Origin of the sequence: Lysinibacillus sp. NPDC093210 (genome assembly GCF_044753985.1) — a bacterium.
GTDB lineage: Bacteria > Bacillota > Bacilli > Bacillales_A > Planococcaceae > Lysinibacillus.
On the sequence record NZ_JBIVOE010000007.1, the window covers coordinates 45,889 to 68,852 of the forward strand.

The 22,964-nt window shown below is 34.3% G+C and carries 25 protein-coding genes; 24 read left to right on the plus strand and 1 reads right to left on the minus strand.

All coding sequences use genetic code 11. The features are described from left to right. The first annotated feature begins 1 nt into the window (after position 1). From ACIP9C_RS16300 to ACIP9C_RS16325, 6 genes are all read left to right on the plus strand, one after another. Entirely contained in the window at positions 2-790 is a 789-nt protein-coding gene (locus tag ACIP9C_RS16300) for an MBL fold metallo-hydrolase (protein ID WP_401012565.1), read from the plus strand. A 248-nt stretch (positions 791-1,038) separates the two neighbouring features. Beyond that, positions 1,039-2,349, plus strand: a complete 1,311-nt coding sequence (locus ACIP9C_RS16305; RefSeq protein WP_401012287.1) for a S1C family serine protease — start codon at positions 1,039-1,041, stop codon at positions 2,347-2,349. A 272-nt stretch (positions 2,350-2,621) separates the two neighbouring features. Continuing rightward, entirely contained in the window at positions 2,622-2,786 is a 165-nt protein-coding gene (locus ACIP9C_RS16310; protein ID WP_401012289.1) for a CxxH/CxxC protein, read from the plus strand. 90 nt (positions 2,787-2,876) lie between these two features. Then, positions 2,877-3,356 (plus strand): 23S rRNA (pseudouridine(1915)-N(3))-methyltransferase RlmH, encoded by a 480-nt coding sequence (rlmH, locus tag ACIP9C_RS16315; protein WP_401012291.1) that lies wholly within the window; start codon positions 2,877-2,879, stop codon positions 3,354-3,356. Positions 3,357-3,431: 75 nt separating this feature from the next. After that, complete coding sequence (locus ACIP9C_RS16320) at positions 3,432-4,457, plus strand: ParA family protein (RefSeq protein ID WP_401012293.1); 1,026 nt, start codon at positions 3,432-3,434, stop codon at positions 4,455-4,457. 1 nt (position 4,458) lies between these two features. Continuing rightward, positions 4,459-5,328: an SIR2 family protein gene (locus ACIP9C_RS16325; RefSeq protein ID WP_401012294.1), complete on the plus strand. Its 870-nt coding sequence runs from the start codon at positions 4,459-4,461 to the stop codon at positions 5,326-5,328. Positions 5,329-5,536: 208 nt separating this feature from the next. Here ACIP9C_RS16325 and ACIP9C_RS16330 read toward each other — a convergent pair whose 3' ends face one another. Then, positions 5,537-6,703, minus strand: a complete 1,167-nt coding sequence (locus tag ACIP9C_RS16330; RefSeq protein ID WP_401012296.1) for a DNA-methyltransferase — start codon at positions 6,701-6,703, stop codon at positions 5,537-5,539. 153 nt (positions 6,704-6,856) lie between these two features. On the opposite strand from ACIP9C_RS16330, the gene ACIP9C_RS16335 reads away from it, so the two are divergent. The 18 genes from ACIP9C_RS16335 (at position 6,857) to ACIP9C_RS16420 (ending at position 22,947) form a co-directional block, all read left to right on the plus strand. Next, positions 6,857-7,456: a PDDEXK family nuclease gene (locus tag ACIP9C_RS16335; protein ID WP_401012298.1), complete on the plus strand. Its 600-nt coding sequence runs from the start codon at positions 6,857-6,859 to the stop codon at positions 7,454-7,456. Between the two features lie 146 nt (positions 7,457-7,602). Beyond that, entirely contained in the window at positions 7,603-8,049 is a 447-nt protein-coding gene (locus ACIP9C_RS16340) for a JAB domain-containing protein (RefSeq protein ID WP_401012300.1), read from the plus strand. Between the two features lie 82 nt (positions 8,050-8,131). Continuing rightward, on the plus strand, positions 8,132-8,647 hold the full coding sequence (locus tag ACIP9C_RS16345) for a DUF1643 domain-containing protein (RefSeq protein WP_401012301.1): 516 nt from the start codon (positions 8,132-8,134) through the stop codon (positions 8,645-8,647). A 23-nt stretch (positions 8,648-8,670) separates the two neighbouring features. Next, a complete protein-coding gene (locus tag ACIP9C_RS16350) occupies positions 8,671-8,967 on the plus strand; it encodes a hypothetical protein (RefSeq protein WP_401012303.1) in 297 nt (98 codons plus the stop codon). A 263-nt stretch (positions 8,968-9,230) separates the two neighbouring features. Then, positions 9,231-9,857, plus strand: a complete 627-nt coding sequence (locus ACIP9C_RS16355) for a hypothetical protein (protein WP_401012304.1) — start codon at positions 9,231-9,233, stop codon at positions 9,855-9,857. A gap of 117 nt (positions 9,858-9,974) precedes the next feature. Continuing rightward, on the plus strand, positions 9,975-10,712 hold the full coding sequence (locus tag ACIP9C_RS16360) for a hypothetical protein (protein ID WP_401012305.1): 738 nt from the start codon (positions 9,975-9,977) through the stop codon (positions 10,710-10,712). 9 nt (positions 10,713-10,721) lie between these two features. After that, positions 10,722-11,669 (plus strand): DUF927 domain-containing protein, encoded by a 948-nt coding sequence (locus ACIP9C_RS16365; protein ID WP_401012306.1) that lies wholly within the window; start codon positions 10,722-10,724, stop codon positions 11,667-11,669. A 75-nt stretch (positions 11,670-11,744) separates the two neighbouring features. Next, complete coding sequence (locus ACIP9C_RS16370; protein WP_401012307.1) at positions 11,745-12,365, plus strand: hypothetical protein; 621 nt, start codon at positions 11,745-11,747, stop codon at positions 12,363-12,365. Continuing rightward, the gene (locus ACIP9C_RS16375) at positions 12,328-12,534 is read left to right on the plus strand and encodes a hypothetical protein (RefSeq protein ID WP_401012309.1); all 207 of its coding nucleotides are present in this window, start codon (positions 12,328-12,330) and stop codon (positions 12,532-12,534) included. The genes ACIP9C_RS16370 and ACIP9C_RS16375 overlap by 38 nt, the downstream gene beginning before the upstream one ends. A 304-nt stretch (positions 12,535-12,838) precedes the next feature. Next, positions 12,839-13,777, plus strand: a complete 939-nt coding sequence (locus ACIP9C_RS16380; protein ID WP_401012311.1) for a hypothetical protein — start codon at positions 12,839-12,841, stop codon at positions 13,775-13,777. 218 nt (positions 13,778-13,995) lie between these two features. Beyond that, positions 13,996-14,868 (plus strand): DUF4238 domain-containing protein, encoded by an 873-nt coding sequence (locus tag ACIP9C_RS16385; protein ID WP_401012313.1) that lies wholly within the window; start codon positions 13,996-13,998, stop codon positions 14,866-14,868. 227 nt (positions 14,869-15,095) lie between these two features. Beyond that, entirely contained in the window at positions 15,096-15,803 is a 708-nt protein-coding gene (locus ACIP9C_RS16390; RefSeq protein WP_401012314.1) for a hypothetical protein, read from the plus strand. Positions 15,804-15,960: 157 nt separating this feature from the next. Further along, positions 15,961-16,746, plus strand: coding sequence for a nucleotidyltransferase domain-containing protein (locus tag ACIP9C_RS16395; protein WP_401012316.1), 786 nt, complete (start codon positions 15,961-15,963; stop codon positions 16,744-16,746). Between the two features lie 951 nt (positions 16,747-17,697). Then, positions 17,698-19,749: a GAF domain-containing sensor histidine kinase gene (locus ACIP9C_RS16400; RefSeq protein ID WP_401012318.1), complete on the plus strand. Its 2,052-nt coding sequence runs from the start codon at positions 17,698-17,700 to the stop codon at positions 19,747-19,749. Between the two features lie 53 nt (positions 19,750-19,802). Then, positions 19,803-20,297 carry an LURP-one-related/scramblase family protein gene (locus ACIP9C_RS16405; protein ID WP_401012319.1) on the plus strand — a complete coding sequence of 165 codons (495 nt, stop codon included), beginning with the start codon at positions 19,803-19,805 and terminating at the stop codon, positions 20,295-20,297. A 413-nt stretch (positions 20,298-20,710) separates the two neighbouring features. After that, positions 20,711-21,493: a transporter substrate-binding domain-containing protein gene (locus ACIP9C_RS16410; RefSeq protein WP_401012321.1), complete on the plus strand. Its 783-nt coding sequence runs from the start codon at positions 20,711-20,713 to the stop codon at positions 21,491-21,493. A 32-nt stretch (positions 21,494-21,525) separates the two neighbouring features. After that, a complete protein-coding gene (locus ACIP9C_RS16415; protein ID WP_401012323.1) occupies positions 21,526-22,191 on the plus strand; it encodes an amino acid ABC transporter permease in 666 nt (221 codons plus the stop codon). Positions 22,192-22,203: 12 nt separating this feature from the next. Continuing rightward, the gene (locus tag ACIP9C_RS16420) at positions 22,204-22,947 is read left to right on the plus strand and encodes an amino acid ABC transporter ATP-binding protein (RefSeq protein ID WP_401012324.1); all 744 of its coding nucleotides are present in this window, start codon (positions 22,204-22,206) and stop codon (positions 22,945-22,947) included. Positions 22,948-22,964: the final 17 nt, after the last annotated feature.

The window sequence follows — 22,964 nt, forward strand, 5'->3', positions numbered from 1 at the left end:
GATGCGATTTAGTGTTTTAGCAAGTGGCAGTACAGGCAATTCAATTTATGTAGAGAACGATAATCATGCATTTATTGTTGATGCTGGCTTTAGTGGAAAAAAGATGGAGCAGCTCTTTGCAAAAATCGACCGCAATATGAAACAGCTCAGTGGCATTTTAGTTACTCACGAACATAGTGATCATATTAAAGGAATAGGCGTATTAGCACGTAAATATAATGTACCGATATATGCAAATGCAAAAACGTGGCAGGCAATGGACGGACTCGTAGGAGATATTCCTGTAGAGCAACGCTTTGAGTTTGAAATGGAGACTGTAAAGCATTTTGGCACACTATCAATTGAATCCTTTGCCGTTTCCCACGATGCAGCAGATCCGATGTTTTATACATTTCATGAGAATGGTCGTAAACTCGTGATTATTACCGATACAGGCTATGTTAGCGACCGTATGAAGGGTATTATTCGCGGCGCAGATTCCTTTGTGTTCGAAAGTAATCATGATGTCAATATGCTACAAATGGGACGTTATCCTTGGTCCATAAAGCGTCGTATTTTGAGTGATGTAGGACATGTATCAAATGAAGATGCAGCTATTGCGATGAGCGAGGTTGTGTTTGAAAAGCCAACGAATATTTACTTATCGCATTTAAGTAAAGATAATAATATGAAAGAGCTTGCGCGCATGAGCGTTTCACAAACGTTGCAATCTTGTGGGATTATTGTAGGTGAGTATGTCCGTTTATTAGATACTGATGCTGAGGAGCCGACAAAGCTAGTAACGGTTTAAAAATGGGACAAGAGTGATTATTGAATTGGCATAAAGGCTATGAGAGGTTTTCTTGCCTGTTTTGCAGAATAATTGATAGAGTAAATATAGTTAAAAAGATAAGCTGTTCAATTGCATTTTATTATTAATGCATTGAACAGCTATTTTTTATACCCATTTTATTTATTTTTCATGTAATTTTAATGTTTGAATCGTATGATAAAGGCAAGAATTAATAGATAGAGCAGTCGCACGAAAGGATGAGGAACATGAGCTATTTTAATGAAGATGATAAAAACAGTGATTTTCTAAATAATGATGAAATCCAGAAATCACCTCTACAAGAGAGACTTGAACGTGAGGAAAAAGAAATGCAAGAGAAGCGTTCGAAAAAGAAAGGTGGAGGCAACGGAAGTGGCGGTGGTAAAGGTGGCTATTTCTTTAGTGGCCTAGTTGGTGTAATTATCGGTGCTTTACTCGTTTGGCTAATGCTTCCCGGACTTGTCAATCAAATGCCGGGGACAACTGCAAGTAGTACTGGTAAAAATGAGACAACCATCAATCAAGTAGCTACAGAAGTAACGACCGATGTCACAAGTGCAGTTGATAAAGCATCAGGTGCTGTTGTAGGGATTACCAATATTCAAGAAGTGGCAAGCGGCGGTTTTTGGGATCAGCAAACGACACAAGATACAGAAACAGGAAGCGGCTCAGGTGTTATTTATAAGGTAGAGGGCGATAAAGCCTTTATCGTAACAAATAACCACGTAATTGAAGGAGCAAAACAATTAGAAGTGACAATGCAAGATGGTTCAAAAGAAGAGGCTCAATTAGTCGGTAGCGATGTTTGGACAGACTTAGCAGTTATTTCAATCAGTTCGAAAAATGTTAAAACAGTTGCAACATTTGGTAACTCTGATGTACTAAAACAAGGTGAAACAGTTATTGCTATCGGGAATCCACTAGGATTAGAATTTTATGGCTCTGTTACAACAGGTGTTGTGTCAGGTAAAGATCGTTCTGTCCCAGTTGATTTAAATGGCGACAAGGTAGCAGATTGGCAACAAGAAGTTTTACAAACAGATGCAGCTATTAACCCTGGTAATAGTGGTGGTGCACTAGTTAACCTAGCTGGTGAATTAGTAGGCATTAACTCCATGAAAATTGCTGAATCATCTGTTGAAGGTTTAGGCTTCTCGATTCCAATTAACTCAGCAATTCCAATTATTGAGGAACTAGAACGCAACGGAGAAATGAAACGTCCAACAATGGGTATTTCATTAGTTGATTTAACAGACGTACCAGCATTCTATCAACAACAAACATTAAAACTGCCTAAAGACATTACAACAGGCGTAGTCATTACAGATGTTATTGGCAACTCACCAGCTTCAAAAGCAGGCGTGCAGCAATATGATGTGATTGTTGAAATGGATGGAGAAAAAATCGAAACATCAATTGATTTACGTAAACACTTGTATAACGACAAAAAAATTGGTGATAATTTAACAATGAAAGTTTATCGTCAAGGTAAATTAGTTGAAGTCACACTAACATTAACAAATAGCGATTCATTGTAATGACAGTATCGGAGGTAGATGTATAATCTACCTCCGATTTTTTTAAATTAAAAAAGGAAGAAATGCTTCTAATGATAAGTTTTGTTTAGGGAATAGACTCAATAGAGGTGTGGATAAGTAGATATTTGTGAATAACAACTTTACACAGCGAGTAGCGGTACAAAGCCCTCCTTCCCTACTCGCTATTCCTTTGTTACAATAGATTGTGGATAACATAGACCGAATTGTGAATAAGTTTGTGGAAATTTCGGAAAATAAGGAGAGACTATTAAATGGAAAAATACAGTTGTGAAAAGCATATAGATCACGCTTTAGACATGTTTGTCGCGGAGCAAAAAGTATTCCCAATTATGGATAAAGTAGAAGAGGAAAAAAAGTTATCCACAAAATGTAGTTACTGTGAACAGCCAGCAGAATATATTGTATCAAGTAAATAACTTTACACAATATATAGAAAGTGCCTGTGGATATGTTGATAACTTTTGTGGATAATTTGTTTGTAAATGAAATGTAAAGGTGGATAACGTGTGAATATAACAATTGTATCAGTCGGAAAACTAAAAGAAAAGTACTTAAAAATGGGGATCGACGAATACGTAAAACGCCTAGGTGGTTACGCAAAAATGGACGTAATTGAAGTACCTGATGAAAAAGCACCTGAGCAGCTAAGTGATGCAGAAATGGAAATCGTGAAGAAAAAAGAAGGCGAACGCATCCTTTCCAAACTTAGCCCAGACACATACGTTATCGCCCTTGCCATAAACGGCAAAATGAAGTCTTCTGAAGAAATGGCAGCCGATATCGAGTCACTAATGACCTATGGAAAAAGTAAAATTGCCTTTGTTATAGGCGGTTCCCTCGGCCTGCACGACGATGTCCTCAAACGTGCTGACGAAAAACAATCATTTGGCAAGATGACATTACCCCACCAGTTAATGAAGCTTGTATTGATTGAACAAATTTACCGAAGCTTTAGGATTATGAAAGGTGAACCGTATCATAAGTAAGTGCGGTTTTTATTTACTATTTATGGTATTAATAATATCATTATTAATGATAGCTTTGAATAAGGGGGCATTCAAATGAAAGTAATAACTTTTTTTAATAATAAAGGCGGAGTTGGTAAGACAACTTTAGGGGTAAATATCGCAGCATATTTTGCAATAGAGCTAAAGCAGAGGGTTTTAGTTATAGATATAGATCCACAAGCAAATACGACACAAATGTTAATCCCAGAATATGAGTGGGAGAAATTATATGATGAGAAACTTAAGATACATAAGACGTTGTATGATTATCTGGAACCACTAATTCAAGGTGATCCAGATTTAAAAGTAGAAGAAATTGTTCCATTGCAGGCAAGTGATAATCGTTTTAACGTAGATTTAATTCCTGGAGATCCTAATATATCTATTATAGAAGATATATTAAGTGATGCGTGGAATAAAAGTACAGCTGGATCAGTAGAAGGGTATAGAAAGAGTAATTGGCTAAAAAGTATTATTACAAAATTTAGTGAAAGTTACGATTATATTTTTATTGATGTAGGACCATCGTTAGGTGCACTTAATAGAAGTGTTTTAATAAACTCGGATTATATAATCACGCCTATGGGATCAGATATTTTCAGTTTAATGGCTACTAAAAATATTTCTAAGTGGATAAAAAATTGGAAAATTGATTATAACACTGGAATTCATACTATGGAAAGAAAAGGTACTGCGTTTGATAGCTTTGATTTAAATTTGGATGTATCAAGCTCAAGTATGATGCTAGGTTATTCAGTACAACAATATGTTACTAAATCATTCAAAGAGGGTAGAAGACCAATTAAATCATATGATGCTATAATTCAAGAGATTCCAGGTGTTATTGAAAAGTATTTAAATGAGCTTATACCTCCAAAATTAAATATCGATAAATTAAATTTAGGAGACGTTCCATATTTATATAGTCTTGTCCCCCTAGCCCAATCTAATACAACGCCAATATTTGAATTAAAAGGCTCTGATGGTCTTAACGGCTTACAATATGGTCAAGTAAGCAGTTATAAAGATACTATGGCTTCAATTTGTAATAAGATTATAAAAAATCTAGGGGAGGTCTAATATGGTACAGACTCCCCCAAATTTAATTAGAGAAATTGCGAATAAAAGAGTTATCTTTTTCTTCGGATCGGGAATTTCTGCAAATTCGATTTCAGAAGATAAAACTCATGGATTAGAAAAACCTTTAACATGGGGAAATTTTATTAATAAGGCTAAGGAATTATTATCTGAAGGTCATCCAGCTATTCCTTATATCGATAGTATGCTTGCAAAAGAGGATTACTTAAAAGCATTGCAAGCAATAAAAAATAATAGTGATTCAGGATTGTATGCAGAACTATTACGAAAAAATTTCGATTATCCACATTTCTTACCTAACCCAATACATGAATTTATAAAAGATATAAATTGTAAAATAGTTATTACAACAAACTTTGATAAAATATATGAACAGTGCTGTGGATCACATGGTTATCCAGTAATAAATTACAATGATGATATAAGTAAACTTATGACTAATCTACGATCTTCTGAGAATTTAATTATTAAAGCGCATGGCACTATAGATAATGCAAATAAAATTATATTTACAGAAAATGAATTTTATGAAGCTAGAAAAAAATACGCGGACTTTTATAGCGTTTTGAAGTCATTATTCTTAACTCATACAGTGGTGTTTTTGGGATATAGTTTAAATGATCCAGATATTAATTTACAGCTAGAACTTACTAACAAAACAAAAGTAGATAGTAATCCCCATTACATATTCATGGCGAAAGGTGTAGATATTGAGCTTCAAAAACAATGGAAAGAGTGTTATAACGTCAATGTTTTTGAATATGGCGATACACGTTATGATTTACCTAAATACATGGAGGATTTATCAAAAGAAGTTAATTCATACAAATTAGAGCACAGCTTACCTAAGTGAGAAAAAATATATGAAAGTGTAAAAGGGATTATTTACATATTTTTAAAAAGGTCAATACGAACGGGAAAAATATCCATAATTTTCTAAATATTTTTAGGTAGGAATCGATCTATGTAATATATCATCAAAAGTAAATCAATCACGATGAAAAAAATTATTAAAGAGACGATACTTGTATAAAAGTATCGTCTCTTTTTGAAAATTTATTTTATAGATTCTCAGGAAGCCAATGATTATTTTTACGTCGAATTTTTTTCATATCTTCTGTAAATAAGGCGTTTTTGGAATTCTGAATATCATTAATTAAAAATGTTGGGAAAGATAAATCTTCAAATCTTTCCTGAATGAGATCTATCGGACCTATTTCAGTCCCTATCCACCGTCTATTTAAAATTTCGCTAACTACAAAAGTGGTACCACTACCTCCGAACGGATCAAATACTAGGTCACCTTCATTTGTTGAGAGACTAATAATACGTTCTAATAAATTTAAAGGTAGTTCATTACTAGCCCGATTTTTATATTTTTTATGTCTAACTGGTGATATATCTTTCCAAACATCAGTTAGGCTCATACCTTCAGTATTTAGTTTATTCTTATAACCTCCGTAATCTTTTATATCTCCTCCACAATGCCTACAAATTTCTAAAGGTAGTCCTTCCTTATTAAATCTGTTAGGCTGATCACCTTTAATATAATAAAGTAATGAATAATGAGCAGGGTACAATCTGTTAGCAATCGGAAGGCTGTATTTCATGTCAGCAACGATCCAATGGCGTAAGTTTAAATATCTATTTAAAATTTCTGCAGTATAAGTATTCCATTGAGGTAAATTCCAAATAAATAATGCTCCGCCTGGTTTAAGAATGCGAACACATTCACTTACCCATTCCTCAGTCCAATTTAAATACTCGGTCTTACTAATTTTATCATTCATGCCAGATTCATATTTTTTATCAAGGTTAAATGGAGGATCAGCGAATATTAAATCAACAGTATTATCATCCATATTTCGCATAGTTTGTATGCAATCAGCGTTAAAAAGTCTACCTAGAGGTGTGGCAAAGTTGGGTTCGGGTAACTGTCTTTGAAATGGATTCGCTTGAGTAGGAATACCATATTCGGCAATATTTTTAACATTGTTTTGTAGTAAAGTTAAAACCTCATTATCAATATGCCCCAAACGAATTTTTATTTCAATTTCAGATAAGTTAGGTCTCTCATCAAGTATTTTTTTTATAAGATCTGCATCCGGATATATACAGTTGTCATTAAAGTAATCTAAAGTACCAATTTTAACTTTAAGTTTCTTTGCAAAGCTTTTTGCAATTTCTCGATCAGATATTTCTAGAATTGAGTATAAATCTTCTCTCATTATTATTAACTCCTTCGTCACAGTAATATAATTTTACATAATTTAAGTAGTAAAAGCTTTAATTTTATATTTGACAATAATTAGTATGAAATGATATCCTTTTTGTAATCCAGGTTGCAATCCTGATTGTAATCCTGAAATAGGAGGTTTCGTATGAAAGTAAAAAATGTTGAAGTTTTAATCGATAAAGGTCGCAATACACATGAGATCGAAAGAATAAAGGCACACGTCTTAAGCTCAATTGAAAACATGCAATACCCAGCTAACTCAGGTGCGTTTCATCTTTATGGTGGAAAGAAAGCAAACGGTGTCAAACCAATAAAGGATTCGTATATGATGCATCAGCAAAAGCATGGATGGATCTTAGAATATAAACTAGATGTTGGTGTTACTAATTCTCGTCCGGGTCCTATTGATGCAGTACTACCTGTGGATGACAAATATTTTGCGGTTGAATGGGAAACTGGGAATATTTCATCTTCACATAGAGCCATTAATAAAATGATTGTAGGCATGTTAAATGGCAAGTTAATCGGTGGTATTTTAATTTTACCTTCACGCGAAATGTACGATTATTTAACAGATCGTGTAGGAAATTTCCGCGAGCTGAGCCCATACTTCGATGTTTGGAAAAAAGCTAATTATGACATGGAGGAAGGTTATTTGGCTGTGGTTGAAATAGAACATGATGTACTTACTGCAGATGAATCATTACAAATTAAAAAGGGTACTGATGGACGTGCATTACGCTAAGGGATCAATTAAATAATATATATTTAATTGGGTTCTAAAAACGTTTTAACGTTCTTCTTAACTATATATTATACCTATGAATTTATAGATTAAAGCTCAAGTACTTCCAATAAGTAATTGAGCTTCTTTTATTAAGGAGGAAGTTAATGAGCGCTGCAAAACGAGTTAACATCGTAACAGTAAAGCTAGTAAAAGAATCAAGCATGCTCTACAAGCAACGTAGAGTCCGTAGCCCACAAGACAGCTACGAATTGTTCCGTGAGTATTTAGGGGAGGTGGATCGTGAGCATTTTGTTGTAGTATGTCTCGACACGAAGAACCAGCCAACAAATATTTCTATGGTCCACATTGGCAGCCTTAATGCCAGCATCGTACATCCACGTGAGGTCATGAAAACAGCAATTTTATCGAATAGCTGTTCTGTTTTGGTATGCCACTCACATCCTTCCGGAGATCCAACACCGAGCCCAGAGGATATTGATACGACGCAACGTCTTTACGAAGCAGGGCAAATTTGGGGTATCGAACTTTTGGATCACATCATTATTGGTGACGGTAAATTCATATCACTAAAAGAGAAAGGATATTTTTAAAATGAAAAATAATTACAAATGAGCTCTAACATCGGCAATCGATGTTAGGGCTTTTTATTTTGCAATGAAAGGACTGAGGCAGATGAAAATTTTGAAAAGCACATTGAAAACAGAGGTTGTCTTTGATGATGCTCTGGCAAATAAGTATGTTGTGCGTAAGGAATGGAATAAAAGTAAGAAGGCGGCTCTAGTCATTATGAAAAGTGCCGGTGAAACAAATGAGATTGAACAAGACCATACAACGATGTATGTAACAAATAACCTTGCACGTTTAGGTTATGGTACAGCAATCATTATGAATTTATTTCCAACGATTGAAGGAGCAAATACAAATAGCTCAGCTGTTGAAAATTTAAAGCACCTTAAAGAGGAATTAATAAAAGTTGATGATGTAATAATCGCGGTAGGGACAGGAATTGAAACGAATAAGGAAGCGGTAAGTCATTTGAAAATGATGGTAGTAATTCTACTTGATAAAAAAGCAAACTTACTTCAAATAGAATGTCCTAAAGGTAGAAAAGGGTTTCATCCATTATATCCAGCAGTAAAAAATGAGTGGAATTTAGTTCCGTATGAATATGTAGAATTGAGTGTGTAACTAAAATGAAAGGAGACGAGCGAGTGGGTCCGATTATAATGTTCCAAAATATATTTAAACAGCAAAAGGGCATCGAGGTTGGTCTAAATGAAATTGGTTATGAAACGATTTCCCTTTATAAAGATGAAATAGATGAATTACTAATACCAATAGATGTTTTAGAAACATTAGATGAATTAGTTGTAGCATCGACAATTGTATATATAGATGGGCATGGAGATGAATATATGCGTATAGCAGTTCAAGATTCTGAAACATTAGCGTACGACAAATATGTACGTTGGTTTATTAATAACACACTGTTAGATTGGGAAATTTGAATAAACCTATGATCCGGTAGTTGTAAAATTAGGAGGTGTACAATATGTGGGATAAAGTAGTAGGGGCAATAGTGGTAGCTGTTGCAACAGAAGTAGCAAAGGAAATCATTAATGAAAATCGTTAACCAGTAAGTGTATGTGAGTATATATCGTGTTGAGCGGTTAGTAAAGAGGGATATGTGCGTATGCATATTCCTTTTTTTGTACTTGAAAAGTAGGGGGAAAGGGGGAATGATTATACTTGAGGGAGTGTGAAATGAGCGATGGAAAAAATAACATTAAGAGCGATTATTCAAGAGAGATTAGGAACACATTATATGGAATCAATATTAATGGACAGAGATAAAGATAATAAAAATAATTATGAAAAAACGATAGAAAGAGAACAAAATAAATTTAAAAAAATAATGAAAGCATATGGTATTGAACCTAGTCTTTTTAAAGAAAGTAAACAGTATTTATTTCCAGTGCGATCGAAAGATTTAGTTGTAAAAATATTAGATTTCAATCTGAAAAAGACACCACTTCATAAATTGAACAAAAATGAACTAAAACAAAATGGATTTATTGATGAGCAACAAAAAGAAATTATTAGAATGAGGAAAATAATAAATAAGTTGATTGGTTATCAATTTAACAGTATGTACGGATTAGATGTTGCTATGTCCATTACTTCTGAGCTAGGAATTAATGAGTTAAGAGCAGAAAAGATTATAAATGAAACAATTCAATCACCCGTTCCGATCCAACAACGTTTCAGTGCCATCTTCGATGAAGAAAGGTACCCACATTTAACATTAGCACAACGAGTAGACATTTTTAATGATTTACACATGGATTTAGAGATGTATATAAATAGTGTAGAAGGAAAAATTGAATCATTGCTTTAAAAGCAATCCCCCTTTTGTATTCGGTATACAAAGATGGGGATTGCTTTTTACTTTATTCATTTAGACTGAGGTCATTAAACAGTCACATGTTTAAATAAACCTTAGGAGTGGATTGCCATGAAAAAAGTGACACAAGCTACAACTGAATACTTAGAAATTATGGAGGATCAAGAGGACGAGCTAACAGAAGACGACCTTGAGCTAGACGAAGAGGACGAGTTAACAGAAGACGACCTTGAGCTAGACGAAGGGGACGAGCTAACAGAAGACGACCTTGAGCTAGACGAAGAGGACGAGCTAACGGTAGACGACTTTGAGCTAGATGAAGAGGACGAGCTAACAGAGGACGACTTTGAGCAGAGTACAGAGGAAGAATCGATCCATACTCTAAACAGAGGGAGACGTCGAATGAGTCGAAGTCGTAATAATGTAGGATTAGTAGTTCCTGAAAGTGAAACAGATGAACTAGACCGTACATTAGAAGAAATTTTAAACCAGCAATCAACAGCAATTTCGGCTGGTCAAGGGTATGCAGCTCCATTAAAAATTGTGGTTGCAAATACCAGTGTACGCCTAGAGTTATCTAGAGAGCTGACAAAAATTTTAAATAATCCTAGCTCATTGTATATTGGAACAAATTCGACAGGTTTAGTTATTACCAATGCTGATAACTTATCGGTACAATCCGTTAGATGTTCATCTCGTAGTGGCAAAGCAACTGTTTATAATAGTAGATTAATAAAAACTATTGCGAGTCAATTTGACTTGGATTTTTCAAAATGTACGAGCTTGTCATTTCATCGATATCGAACTAAAAATCATGGTAGAACTCTTTTCTATTTCGAGTTGATTTAGGTAAAGTTAATGTCGTTTTTAATAGAAGTAGATGATTATTACTGTGATGAGACGGGCTTATATCAATCAATTTTTGATGAAAAGAAAAATAAGTATCAATGGCATTGGATTAGTAGTCCAATCTATCTTTCTAAAGCGATTCGTGTTTTAGAAAGTGAAGAGCTTATTTGGGAAATTTCATTTTTATGCAACGATGGATGGTTTACTGATTCCATCCATCGTTCAAAATTAACACAAAATGATTTCAGCATGCTTCAACGGAAAGGTGCTGATGTTACGCTGTGGAAACATAAAATAGTAATCGACTATCTAGTGAAATGCGAAAAAATCACTCCAATTTCTTATCAGTATAATTATTTGGGATGGGGAACATATAAACAAAAAATCCTATTTAAACATGCCGGTTTAGGACTTGGAGATAAAACAAATGCAGAATATAAGGGGATTTTTAATATTCAACCTAAAGGTAGTTTATTTGTCTGGGAACAAACAGTCGAAAAGTTTATTCAAGGACATACCCCGTTAGAATTAGCATTATGTTTAGGATTTTCAGCTACGTTAGTAGGTTACATTAATAAAATTTTAGGCGTTCATCAAGACTCTTTACTGTTTCATTTAAGTGGTAATAGTACAACAGGTAAAAGTACTGCTGCGATGGTTGCTGTGTCAGGTTACGGAGATCCAAAAGAGGGTCCCAATAGTTTGGTTCAAAGCTTTGATGGTACTGATAATGCATTAGTGTCATTGATTACAAAAAATTACGGTGTTCCAATTACATTTGATGAAACTACGATGACCTCGATGAAACCTGATAAACTAACTAGCTTTCTTTACAAATGGGCAAAAAATGTTGAGAAAGCTCGTCAAAATCGTAATGCAGAATTACGTGAGCGTGAAGCATGGGGTACCACAATAATTACCACAGGTGAATCTTCAATTATTGGGCAAACCAATTAAAATGAAGGTATTAGAGCAAGGGTATTTGAGTTTGAAGGTATTCAATGGACAAAAGATAAGGACCAAGCTACGAAATTGAATCATATCTTATCAGCTAATTACGGACAAGGTGTGAAATTGTTTGTTGAAAATCTGCTCAAATATAGTAAAGGACATTTTAAAGCTGCTTGGGAGAATGAAATTGAAGTAATGGAAGAACATCTCCCTAATTCCAAGTTTATAAATCGAATTAGTAAAAAATTTGCTTTGATTATAATGACAGCTAAATTGCTTAACGAAACATTTGATTTTAATTTGAACGTTGAAGGTATACGCCAGATGTTAAGACAACAGGAAATGGCTTCCTTAGAAGAGCGACTGATCGGAACAAAAGCACTTGAATATATTAGAGAGTGGGTTTTGAAACATAAAAAGCATTTCTATATTAAAGGACAAGGCATTAACGAATCACAATTAATATACGGTCGAATAGATATTGATAAAAGAAACAATATTACAATTGTATTTATTTTAGCTAATGAATTAAAAAAGATGTTAAGTTTAGCTGGTTTTAGTGATTCTAAGGTAGTGTTTCGTGAGCTTGATAAGTTGGATGTTCTTGAAAAGGAAAAAGACAGTCAGCAAAATAAATACCATATTCGTAGAGTGGGGAAGTTATATGTCATTTTTTGGAGATATGATGAACAAAGGTCTTAACAATCTTAGAGATACGCAGGACAGCATGAAAGCTGAGATGGAGAGGTTAGAATTTTATTCTGACGAAGAGCTGAAAAGTATTGCTACTGATACATCTGCTGGCAATTCAACAAATGCTAAAAACAGAAGAACAGCTGCAAGAATGGTGTTAAAACAACGTGGATATTAATTGCAGGAGGAAGAACGATGGTCAATTCTTTTCAGCTCAATGAAAGCGGATATGGTAAATGCAGATGCTGTCTAAAAAAGAAATTTGTTTCTGAGTTAAGAACCTGCCCAGCATGTGATCATTTTACCTGCAATACATGTTTCAAGGGGCAGATATGTAAAAAATGTTCTAAGTAGATTACGAATTTATATAAAGCTGTGATATCAAGGTCAGGCTTTGATTTCACAGCTTTTTAATTTAATACGATCATTAAAAACTCTAAGATGATTGAATTTATAAACCGTACATGAAGGGATGGATTTTCTTGAAGTTTTTTAGAAAAATGTTATTACCGATTACTTTTGCTTTCATTATTTCTGGCTGTAGCAATGCTAATAATGAAGCCAATGAAGTGAATGGAGAAGTTGCCAATGAAGTATCTCACGAAAATAAAAATGAAGTAGCAGTTGAAGAAGCTACATCTAAAAATGAAGAACCAAAAAGAAGTAACAACATAGATTTACTTGAAATAGTTTCATTAGACAAAGAAGGAATGATAGCTTTACTTGGACACCCTCAAGATATATATGAATGGGAAGATGGTCAAAGTTTAAGCTATGATGGTTTATCTGTTTCTTTAAATAGTACTCAAAAGTTAGAAAGCCTAGAGATAAGCAGTAACGATTATTTATTTAATGGAATTAAGATTGGCGACACGCTAGATAATGTTAGAGAAAAGTTAGGTAAACCATCAAAAGAGGGAATTTCAGAGAGTGGGGAATTCTTTGAATTGGTTTATGATACAGTCATAAACGAAAATATAACAAATAGCGTTTACTTTACAAGTAGTAATTTTAGCAGTCCAATAGACTTCATTGGATACAGCACATTAGATACTACACCACTGTTTACAACTGAAGAAGTCAAAGAAATGATTGTAGGCTCTTGGGTAGGCGAGGAAGATATGATGAATGGTGATTATTCTGATTTGGTCTATTTTACTGAGAATAAATTTGTTACTGATTCCTTCAATGGTACAATTATTGGGTTAGTAAGAGATTACAAAATAACTAATTTCGATACTATTGAAATTTCAGATATTAATACGTATAGTGATAAAAAGCAATGGGATGTCCAAACTATTAAATTTTCACCAGATGGAAGCCGAATAGAGCTTTATCGAGTAGATTCTTATTCAGGTAAGATTTATGAAAATTCGAGACAAGTTTATTATAAGTATTCAGATACTTACGTGGTTAGATAAAATGATTGTATTTTAGAATATTACAAAGAAGAGCCAATACTCAATACTTAATAAGTATTGAGAAAGCTTTGTACGATGACGATAGTAGCTGTGACAGCAAGATTATTTCTTGTTGGCATAGCTTTTTTATTTTAAGCTGAAAAACTGTATTATAATTTGCCTGTTTATGGGGAAAGAGAGCAGAAAAAAATAACGTATGGAGATTGGAGAGAAGGGTATTGGAGAAACGTAGACACCATTATGTTCCACAATTTTATTTAAAAGGGTTTTTGGATGATAGAGTAACTCCTCCACACGAACCTGGTATATGGGTTTATGATAAGCAACTTGATACATTAAAAAAGAAAGGTACAAAGAAAATCGCTGAACTAAATGGATATTATGATTTGAAATTAATCACAGGTGAAATAACCACAGCCGTTGAAGAGTTCTTTGATAAGAAAATTGAAATACCTTCAACATCAATATTGAAAAAAATCTTAAATCAAACATTGTTAACTGATGAAGAGAGAATTCAATTCTCTTACTTTATATACTTCTCATTAGCGAGAGTACCTAATTTCCTCAATTACATGACATGGTTTTATAGAAACAACGATAAATTAAATTTTAACCTTAAAACAAGTACTGAGACATCAAAATTAGTGGATGATACGCTTAGTTCTGAGGGTTTAACAACGCTGGAATTGATGATAGAGATGTCTGAAATCTTTGTCTCGATTATTTATAGGATGAACTGGCAGTTTCATATTGCACCACAAAATAAGCATTTTCTAACTTCAGACAATCCAGTAATATTAAATGATCCAAGTTCGAAAAAAATCCAACCCACTTTTATGGGGTGGAATAACCCTAATATTCACTTGACATTTCCCCTGGATTCTACAATGTGTTTAAGGGCAACATGGGGAAGGAAAAGAAAGACATATATTAAGGCTAGTCCCACATTTATGAGAGCGGTTAATTTTCGAACATCTTTTTTCGCTACACGTTATGTTTTTTCCTCAAGACCAATAGAGCTTCTCTTGTTAGATGGAGCTTTCTTATATAATATGTCTGATATATATGAAAGTAAGCAAAACTGGGAATAGATATTATACCGCATCATGTAAGATATTTTATCTATACATTATAAATAGATAAAGAAAAAAAGGAGGTATATAATTCCAATAGGAGGTGCTTTTAATGATTAGTACACAAGAAGAAAAAATAATGACTATTTATGAAAATGCTATGGATTCACTGAGTCATGGTTTACTGCATTATAGAAATTTCCTAAGTAAAAATGATTGATATCTCTGAGATAAAGCAAGCTATTATGAATTTAGTGAACTCAATTGATTTACTTATCTTGGAGAAAGTCAAATGTATAGATACAGAGAAAGTGTATGTAAAAGGGAAACCAGACAAATATGGAATTGGTTATAAAAAGACTATTTCAATTGCAGAAGCGTATAAAATCATAAAAGACGACGTAGATAAAATAACAGAAGATGAAGAAAAAGCATATTCAATTTTAAAGCTACTACGTAATGCGGCGACACATTCCGATTTTTCATATGGTGAAGATAGTGAGCAAAATATTATATTTTTACTACATTATGTCGTGAAGTTTTTGGAAAACGAATTGAGTTTAAACATTGAAAGGGAGTTGCGGAAAGCTGATTTTTACTTTATTTATGAGCAAATTAAAGATTTAGATTTCGGTCAAATTTTAAATGAGCGAATCAGAACAGCCCAAATTAAGTCCTCGATTGATTTTTATAATTATATCTCTGTTCCTGATGGTGGAGATTATGCAGTTATGGATACATTCTGTGATAATTGTGGAAGACAAGGTATATCCCAAAATCCAGATTTAGGTGAGATAGGGGTTTGTGTTTATTGTAATCATGATCATCAAATAGATGAATGGGAAACGTGTGAACAATGTGGTAAGCTTTTTGATTTAGAATCAGAAGGTAGTCGCTATGATGATATGTTGTTATGTGATGGTTGTGATATTGATTGGGATAGAGACGATTAAACCGCACTTACATCAGTTACGGAGCACCGTATCATAAGTAAGTGCGGTTAATGTGGGATTCTTTTTAATGGATAATCCTCTTACTAAAGCGTTAAGTTGAAATTAAGAAACAATGAAGCTAGTTTTTCTAAGCTAGTAAATGAAAGGAGAAATGTAAATGAACGAAATCATTCAAAAGAAATTGTTAGAAATAGAAGAGAAATATAAGGTAAAGATTTTATATGCTGTCGAATCAGGAAGTAGAGCATGGGGCTTTCCTTCAAAAGACAGCGATTATGATGTTCGATTTATTTATATTCATCCTTCAGAATGGTATCTCTCGATTGATCCACAAGGAATTGGAGTAAAGAGAGATGTAATTGAAGAACCAATTAATGATTTATTAGATATAAGCGGTTGGGAAATCACAAAAGCGCTACGCCTATTTAGAAAAAATAATCCGCCACTTTTAGAATGGTTAAGAAGCAATATTATTTATTATCAAAAATACTCATTTGTTGATAACATACGGTCTTTGGAATCGAGTGTATTTTATCCAAATTCGATGCTTCATCATTATTTAAACATGGCAAAAAACAATTATCGTGAGTACCTGCAGGGACCAGAAGTAAGAATAAAAAAATATTTTTATGTACTTCGGCCGATATTGGCTTGTAAGTGGATAGAGAAATATAATACGACACCTCCAATTAGCTTCCATGAACTATTGGAAGATAGCCTTCAGGAGGGCGAATTAAAAAATGCAATTGAGCATCTTTTAAAACGAAAGCTAATAGGTGATGAGTTAGATATTGAACCCCGTATTCATGTGATTAACGACTTTGTAGAAAGTGAATTGGAACGACTCGAAGAATATGTTAAATCACTCAAAGTTGAAGCGAAGGATCCTACTAAAATATTAGATGAATTGTTTAGAAATACATTGCAGGAAGTTTGGAAATAAGTAAATGTGGCTTATAAAAAGAACCACCTAGAATATTGTAGTGTCAGCGTTCTAGATGGTTTTCATTTATCCATATTCAATAATGTTAGTTTTAATAAATGAGGGTAGTAACTTTTGTACATCTTCTAATGTTGAAAAGTGATTTTCGTTTGAAAAATATCAGTACCTTGGAAGTCATGACTAAATAAAAATGCAGTTGTTTTTTGTTAAAATGAATACACAGGGTTTCCTCTATAATAAAAAATCGTATAAAAGAAAAACTGGATGGATTGGTTTAAGTCCAGTTGAGTATAGAAAAAACTTTGAAAAAACAGCATAAATGAAGTACAACTTTACGGGTCCATATCACTATTCCATCTGGAGTCGCCGCCTTCCGTTACAATCAATTACCAACTAAAATAGTGTTTACTAAAAAACAGGTATAGAAAAAGATCTCTTTTTCTATACCTGTTTCCATATAAGAATTTGTTGGATAATCCTTTTTCTCCAAACTGAGTATAAGAATAAAATGGGAATATAGTAGATTTATGAATCAAATATTTTATATTTTTAAATTTGCGAGCGTTAAATATTACTGCTGAAAGGGAACAAATGACAATAAAAAGCATTCTGAGAATGTAGCTCATGCAAACAGAATCAATAATCAGTTCTTATTCATTGGTATCATATGTAGGGTCTATTGAGTGGATAGATTCATTGAAAGTGACTGGCATTGGAATGATAGCAGGAACTAACAAAAACGAATTGGAGTTATTAGAAGTCCTTATGGTCGTTCCTATCATCGGGTCGAAACAGACTAGCGCTATCACGGTAAACCATATCATAAGTAATAGAGGTTTTCCATGTATAATAGGATACATATATAATATAAACTAATCTAGAACTAGACTGTTAGCTAGAAATTATACTTTTACTTTTAATTTTAGTAGGTTTTGATTGGAGACATTGTGAATGTTAAGTGAACAGACGAGATATTCTAGGCTCGCGAGTATAACCAAAGTAATTAATACAAAGTTAGAACTACGTGAAGTTTTACAGCGTGTAACACAGGCAATATCCGAGGAAATCGTGCAATGTAACTCGGTGGGTATTTATTTACCAGAAAAAGATGGCACATTTAGAGGATTTGTAGGAAAACCAGAAGATATGAATGGCATAACGCTCGATACTCAGGTAATTGATGTTGAAACAGACTTACTGGCCAAAGAGGTTATTGAAACTAAAAAAACCATCTATATCTCTGATACCTCAAAGGATAATCGACCGGACCCGAGATCGGTAGAAGCCTTCAAAATTAAGTCCTTATTAGCACTGCCTATCTCATATGAGCAAGAGATATTTGGTTTAGTTTTTTTATTTGATTATGGAACGCCGATGAATTTAACAGAATCAGAAATTCAGAGTGTTGAAGCATATGTAAATATGGCTGCAGTTGCAATTCAAAACGCAAATAATTTAAAGCAAAAGGAAAACCTTATTGCAGAAAAGCAGTTGTTACTCAATGTTACACGTGATTTGTCGATGTGTTCCTCCGTGCAGAAAAGTCTTGATAAATGTTTTTACTACTTAGGAAAGGTTTTAGGTAGCAAAAAAAGTGCAGCCCACATCCTGGATCCATTGAGAAAAAACACAATCACATTCATGAAATTTAATACAGACTGTGATTGGACAGAAGCCAATTGGATGGAGAATCTTAAAAGCATTGGAATGAACCAAAGCTACGAAGCTATGATTCAACAGATTATTGAAACAAAAAGTATAATTGTCACTCCAAATATAGATAGTATGAGTCTTTTTATGATGCCACTAGTTTCAATGGGGGAAGTATTAGGGGTTATAACAGTTGTCAATTTAGGAGGGGAAACATGTAATTTCCATGAATCTCAAATTCAATTAGCAAAATCGATAGTCGATGCCACAGCCCCTACAATTTCAAACTTGTTATATATGGACCAACTTGAAAATATGGTAGAGGAGCGAACAAGGGAACTAGCTGCTGCTAATGAAAAGGTTACAAGTGTTATTGAAAGTATTACGGATGGATTCTTTGCATTGAACAAAGAGTGGGAATTTCTTTACATGAATAAACATCAATGTTTGCCGCAAAGGAAAACGGCAAAGGATGTATTAGGACAAAATATATGGGAAATTTTCCCTAAATGTGTAGATACGGTCATGTATAAGGAATTTCATCGTGCGATGTCAGAGCGAATACCAGTACATTTCGAAATGACCTCAGCATATGGTGATTTTTGGTATGAAGCAGTTGCTTACCCATATGATGAGGGAATCTGTTGCCTTTTAAAAAACATAACTGAAAAAAAGAAATATGAGAAGGAATTGAAAAGATTATCAAACCTAGACTTAATAGGTCAGATGGCAGCAGGTATTAGCCATGAGATTAGAAATCCTATGACAACAGTACGAGGATTTTTGCAGCTATTAAAAAAAGAGAGCGAATTCGAAAAACATAATGATTACTTTAATGTCATGATCGAAGAGCTTGACCGTGCCAATTCTATTATTACTGAATTCCTTTCTATAGGTAATACAAAGACATCCGATTTACAGATGTTAGATTTAAATTCTATTATTCGAGATATTACGCCTTTAATAAAGATAGATGCATTTAATCAAAATAAAATTATTCAATTTAATCTGAATGACATTCCGAATTTACTTTTAAATCGTAACGAAATACGACAATTGATAATAAATCTATACCGTAATGGCTTAGAATCAATGAGCACAGGTAAGGTTCTATCCATCAGTACCTACAAAGGGGATGGAAATTGTGTAATTCTTGCAGTACGGGATCAAGGGGAAGGTATCAGTCCTGCGATAGTTGAGAAATTGGGTACTCCATTTTATACGACCAAAGATAATGGCACTGGCTTAGGACTAGGCATATGCTATGCAATTGCTGCCCGTCATAACGCAAAAATTGAATTTCAAACAGGATCTGAAGGAACTACCTTTTTTATAAAATTTACTTATATATGAAAAAGTTAAACTCTTTTTTAGTGTTGTTACGAAGATTTCGAAGGAGGTGTAGAATGAAGCAACTTTATATAAAGCAAAAGGTATTCAGTCTAAGTGGCAAATTCACAATAAAGGATCAGCAGGAAGAGGATGTTTATTACGTAGAAGGTAGTTTTATGCAAATTCCAAAGACTTTCTCCATTATGAATAAAACAAGAGATGAAGTAGCCCTTATTACGAAAAAGGTGTTCAGCTTTTTACCGAAGTTTTTTGTTGAGGTAAATGGTCGAGAGGTGTTAACGATTAAGAAAGAGTTTTCTTTCTTTAAAGCACGTTATACGATTGATGGAGCAGACATTGAGATACATGGTAACTGGTGGGATATGGAGTTTCAGGTCTTACAGCATGGTGTAGTCATCGGTAAAGTGAACAAGGAGTGGTTCACTTGGGGAGATAGCTATAAGGTTCAAATATTGGATGAGGAGATGGAGGCCATCATTATTGCATTCGTTGTTGCAATTGATTGTGTGAAGGCTGACCATGCGGCTGCTTCCTCAGCAGCGACTTAGAAAATTACATGTTGAAAATAACCTCCTTTGAAGATGGAACGGTGAACCATACCACATAAGTGCGGTTAATTAAGGCAGCATCAATTTTATATTGGTGCTGCTTTTTTAGTAGACAGTTGTAGAGAAGAGGGTTTAACGATTCAAAGACATATTTGTACCACACCATTTGCTTATGAAATTGTCTTCCATAATGATTACGAAAGCATTTGAAAAGCATCAATATTTGAGGAAAGAGAAGACTTGAAAGAGATGTATATAAATTAAAAATGATTAAAAAGTGTCGGGTACTATTAACAGTGCCTGACACTTTTTTTGTTTTATCAGGAGTAGATAGGGTATTAACCATCATAAGCAAGTTATTTAGCAAGAAGCATTGTAGGAATAATCGAAAGGGAAAAGGAGTCATAGCCAACATGTTGTTGAATAAAAAGTTACTATTGGTCTTTAGTATAATCGTAGTCTGCTTTTTGACTGGTTGTACAGAGAAGAAGAAGCTTGAGGATGGTTCTGAACTGATAAATAAAAACCAATTTGTTTTTGCTACTTCTGGTGAATTTAAGCCATTTAGTTATATAAATGACGATCTCACAATGTCGGGCTTTGATATTGAGGTGGGGGAAGCAATTGCAAAAGAAATGGGCCTTGAGCCGGTTCAGAAACGAATCAAGTTCAAAGGGATTGTAGAAGGGGTAAAAACAGGCCGAGCGGATGCAGCGGTTGCGAGTCACACGATTAACCCGCAGCGAAGTAAACATGTTTCTTTCTCTACCCCGTATTATTATTCGGGACCGAAAATTTTCACCAGACCGGATAGTAAAATTAAGACTGTCGAAGATTTAAAGGGAAAGGAAGTAGCTGTTGCAAAAGGATCGACATATGCCGATACAGCTTCCCAGTATACAGACAAAGTCAAAACCTATGACAGCGATATTACAGCTTTAAAGGCGTTGAGCACCGGACGTCATGATGCGGTCATTACTGATTTTGTTACAGGAAAAACAGCTGAAAAGGAAGGGTTTAAGATTAAAGGACAGCAATTAATTAATCGCAGTGAACAAGCGATTGTGCTGCCCCAGGATAATCCAAAACTATTGAAGCGTGTAAATGAAGCTTTGGAACAACTCCGGGAAAATGGGACACTGACTCAAATCAGTATCAAATATTTTGGTGAGGACATTACCAAAAAACCAGAATAAATCAATGCTATAGAAAGAAAGGAAGTAGTACTTTGCCAAGTTTTTCGCATTTTTTTAACATACTAATGGAAACAAAAGGTGTATTCTTTAAAGCTATGCTATTAACATTAGAGCTGACGGTGGTTTCTATCATACTTGGAATCGTCATTGGACTTGTCTTTGCTCTATTAAAAATTTCTAATATAAAAATTTTAAAACTTATTTCAGATATATATGTCTATTTGGTCCGCGGAACACCGCTGATTGTCCAAATATTTATCCTTTACTTCGGAATAAGTGGGATTTTCCTTATTCCTGATTTTTGGGCTGCTTCACTTGCTCTAGCATTACATAATGGAGCTTATATTTCTGAAATCCTTCGAGGCGCAATTCAGTCAGTCGATAAAGGTCAGGTTGAGGCAGGCCGCTCTTTGGGAATGACAAAGATACTGACATTAAGAAGAATTATTCTTCCACAGGCATTCCGTCGAGCGTTGCCGCCTTTAGGCAATCAATTTATCATCAGTTTAAAAGATTCTTCGTTGGCCGCATTTATCTCCATGAATGAGCTGTTTAATGTGGCGACAACACTTGGATCGAATAATTTTGATGAAATGACCTATTTACTCATCGTAGCAGTCTACTATTTATTACTGGTAGCGTTGATGACATTTGTAGTGAACCGAACTGAAATGAAATTAGCAATAAGCGACAGATAGGAGCTGAAAAAATTGGACACCAAGGAAATGATTAAAATAAATCAATTGAATAAATCGTTTGGAGATTTACATGTATTGAAAAATATCGACATGACAGTTTACGAGAGCGATGTTGTTTGTCTAATAGGATCGAGTGGGTCAGGAAAAAGTACCCTCCTGCGCTGTTTGAACTTTTTAGAAAGAAAGGATAACGGCAATATTATAATTGAGGGAAATGAAGTCAATCCACGAACAGATGACCTTAACAAGATTAGAGAAAAGGTAGGAATGGTGTTTCAAAATTTCAACTTATTCCCTCACAAAACGGTTTTAGAAAATATTATTGAAGCGCCTATCATGGTAAAGGGTGTAGACAAAGAAAAGGCCATCAACAAAGCAGAAGAATTACTGCAAAAAGTAGGTTTGGAAGATAAGGCGGATGTCTATCCTAGTAAACTATCAGGGGGGCAAAAGCAACGAGTGGCGATTGCGAGAGCACTTGCGATGGAACCAGACATTATGCTTTTTGATGAGCCAACATCGGCACTCGATCCCGAGCTTGTGGGAGAGGTTTTAACAACGATGAAAGACTTGGCTGAAGAAGGAATGACGATGGTTGTTGTAACCCATGAAATGGGATTCGCAAGAGAAGTAGCTGATTGGATTGTGTATATGCACGATGGGAAAATTATTGAACGCGGCACACCTGAACAATTTTTCGACCATCCGAAAGAGGAGCGAACTCGGGAATTTTTAACTGCGACAATGCTTAAATAATACAAGAGGCCCTGAGA

Bases quoted from the DNA above. Each gene is read 5' to 3' on its own strand.
- ACIP9C_RS16300 (WP_401012565.1), top strand. From the start codon at position 2: ATGCGATTTAGTGTTTTAGCAAGTGGCAGTACAGGCAATTCAATTTAT.
- ACIP9C_RS16305 (WP_401012287.1), top strand. From the start codon at position 1,039: ATGAGCTATTTTAATGAAGATGATAAAAACAGTGATTTTCTAAATAAT.
- ACIP9C_RS16310 (WP_401012289.1), top strand. From the start codon at position 2,622: ATGGAAAAATACAGTTGTGAAAAGCATATAGATCACGCTTTAGACATG.
- ACIP9C_RS16320 (WP_401012293.1), top strand. From the start codon at position 3,432: ATGAAAGTAATAACTTTTTTTAATAATAAAGGCGGAGTTGGTAAGACA.
- ACIP9C_RS16325 (WP_401012294.1), top strand. From the start codon at position 4,459: ATGGTACAGACTCCCCCAAATTTAATTAGAGAAATTGCGAATAAAAGA.
- ACIP9C_RS16330 (WP_401012296.1), bottom strand. From the start codon at position 6,703: ATGAGAGAAGATTTATACTCAATTCTAGAAATATCTGATCGAGAAATT.
- ACIP9C_RS16335 (WP_401012298.1), top strand. From the start codon at position 6,857: ATGAAAGTAAAAAATGTTGAAGTTTTAATCGATAAAGGTCGCAATACA.
- ACIP9C_RS16340 (WP_401012300.1), top strand. From the start codon at position 7,603: ATGAGCGCTGCAAAACGAGTTAACATCGTAACAGTAAAGCTAGTAAAA.
- ACIP9C_RS16345 (WP_401012301.1), top strand. From the start codon at position 8,132: ATGAAAATTTTGAAAAGCACATTGAAAACAGAGGTTGTCTTTGATGAT.
- ACIP9C_RS16355 (WP_401012304.1), top strand. From the start codon at position 9,231: ATGGAAAAAATAACATTAAGAGCGATTATTCAAGAGAGATTAGGAACA.
- ACIP9C_RS16360 (WP_401012305.1), top strand. From the start codon at position 9,975: ATGAAAAAAGTGACACAAGCTACAACTGAATACTTAGAAATTATGGAG.
- ACIP9C_RS16365 (WP_401012306.1), top strand. From the start codon at position 10,722: ATGTCGTTTTTAATAGAAGTAGATGATTATTACTGTGATGAGACGGGC.
- ACIP9C_RS16375 (WP_401012309.1), top strand. From the start codon at position 12,328: ATGTCATTTTTTGGAGATATGATGAACAAAGGTCTTAACAATCTTAGA.
- ACIP9C_RS16390 (WP_401012314.1), top strand. From the start codon at position 15,096: ATGAATTTAGTGAACTCAATTGATTTACTTATCTTGGAGAAAGTCAAA.
- ACIP9C_RS16395 (WP_401012316.1), top strand. From the start codon at position 15,961: ATGAACGAAATCATTCAAAAGAAATTGTTAGAAATAGAAGAGAAATAT.
- ACIP9C_RS16400 (WP_401012318.1), top strand. From the start codon at position 17,698: ATGTTAAGTGAACAGACGAGATATTCTAGGCTCGCGAGTATAACCAAA.
- ACIP9C_RS16405 (WP_401012319.1), top strand. From the start codon at position 19,803: ATGAAGCAACTTTATATAAAGCAAAAGGTATTCAGTCTAAGTGGCAAA.
- ACIP9C_RS16410 (WP_401012321.1), top strand. From the start codon at position 20,711: ATGTTGTTGAATAAAAAGTTACTATTGGTCTTTAGTATAATCGTAGTC.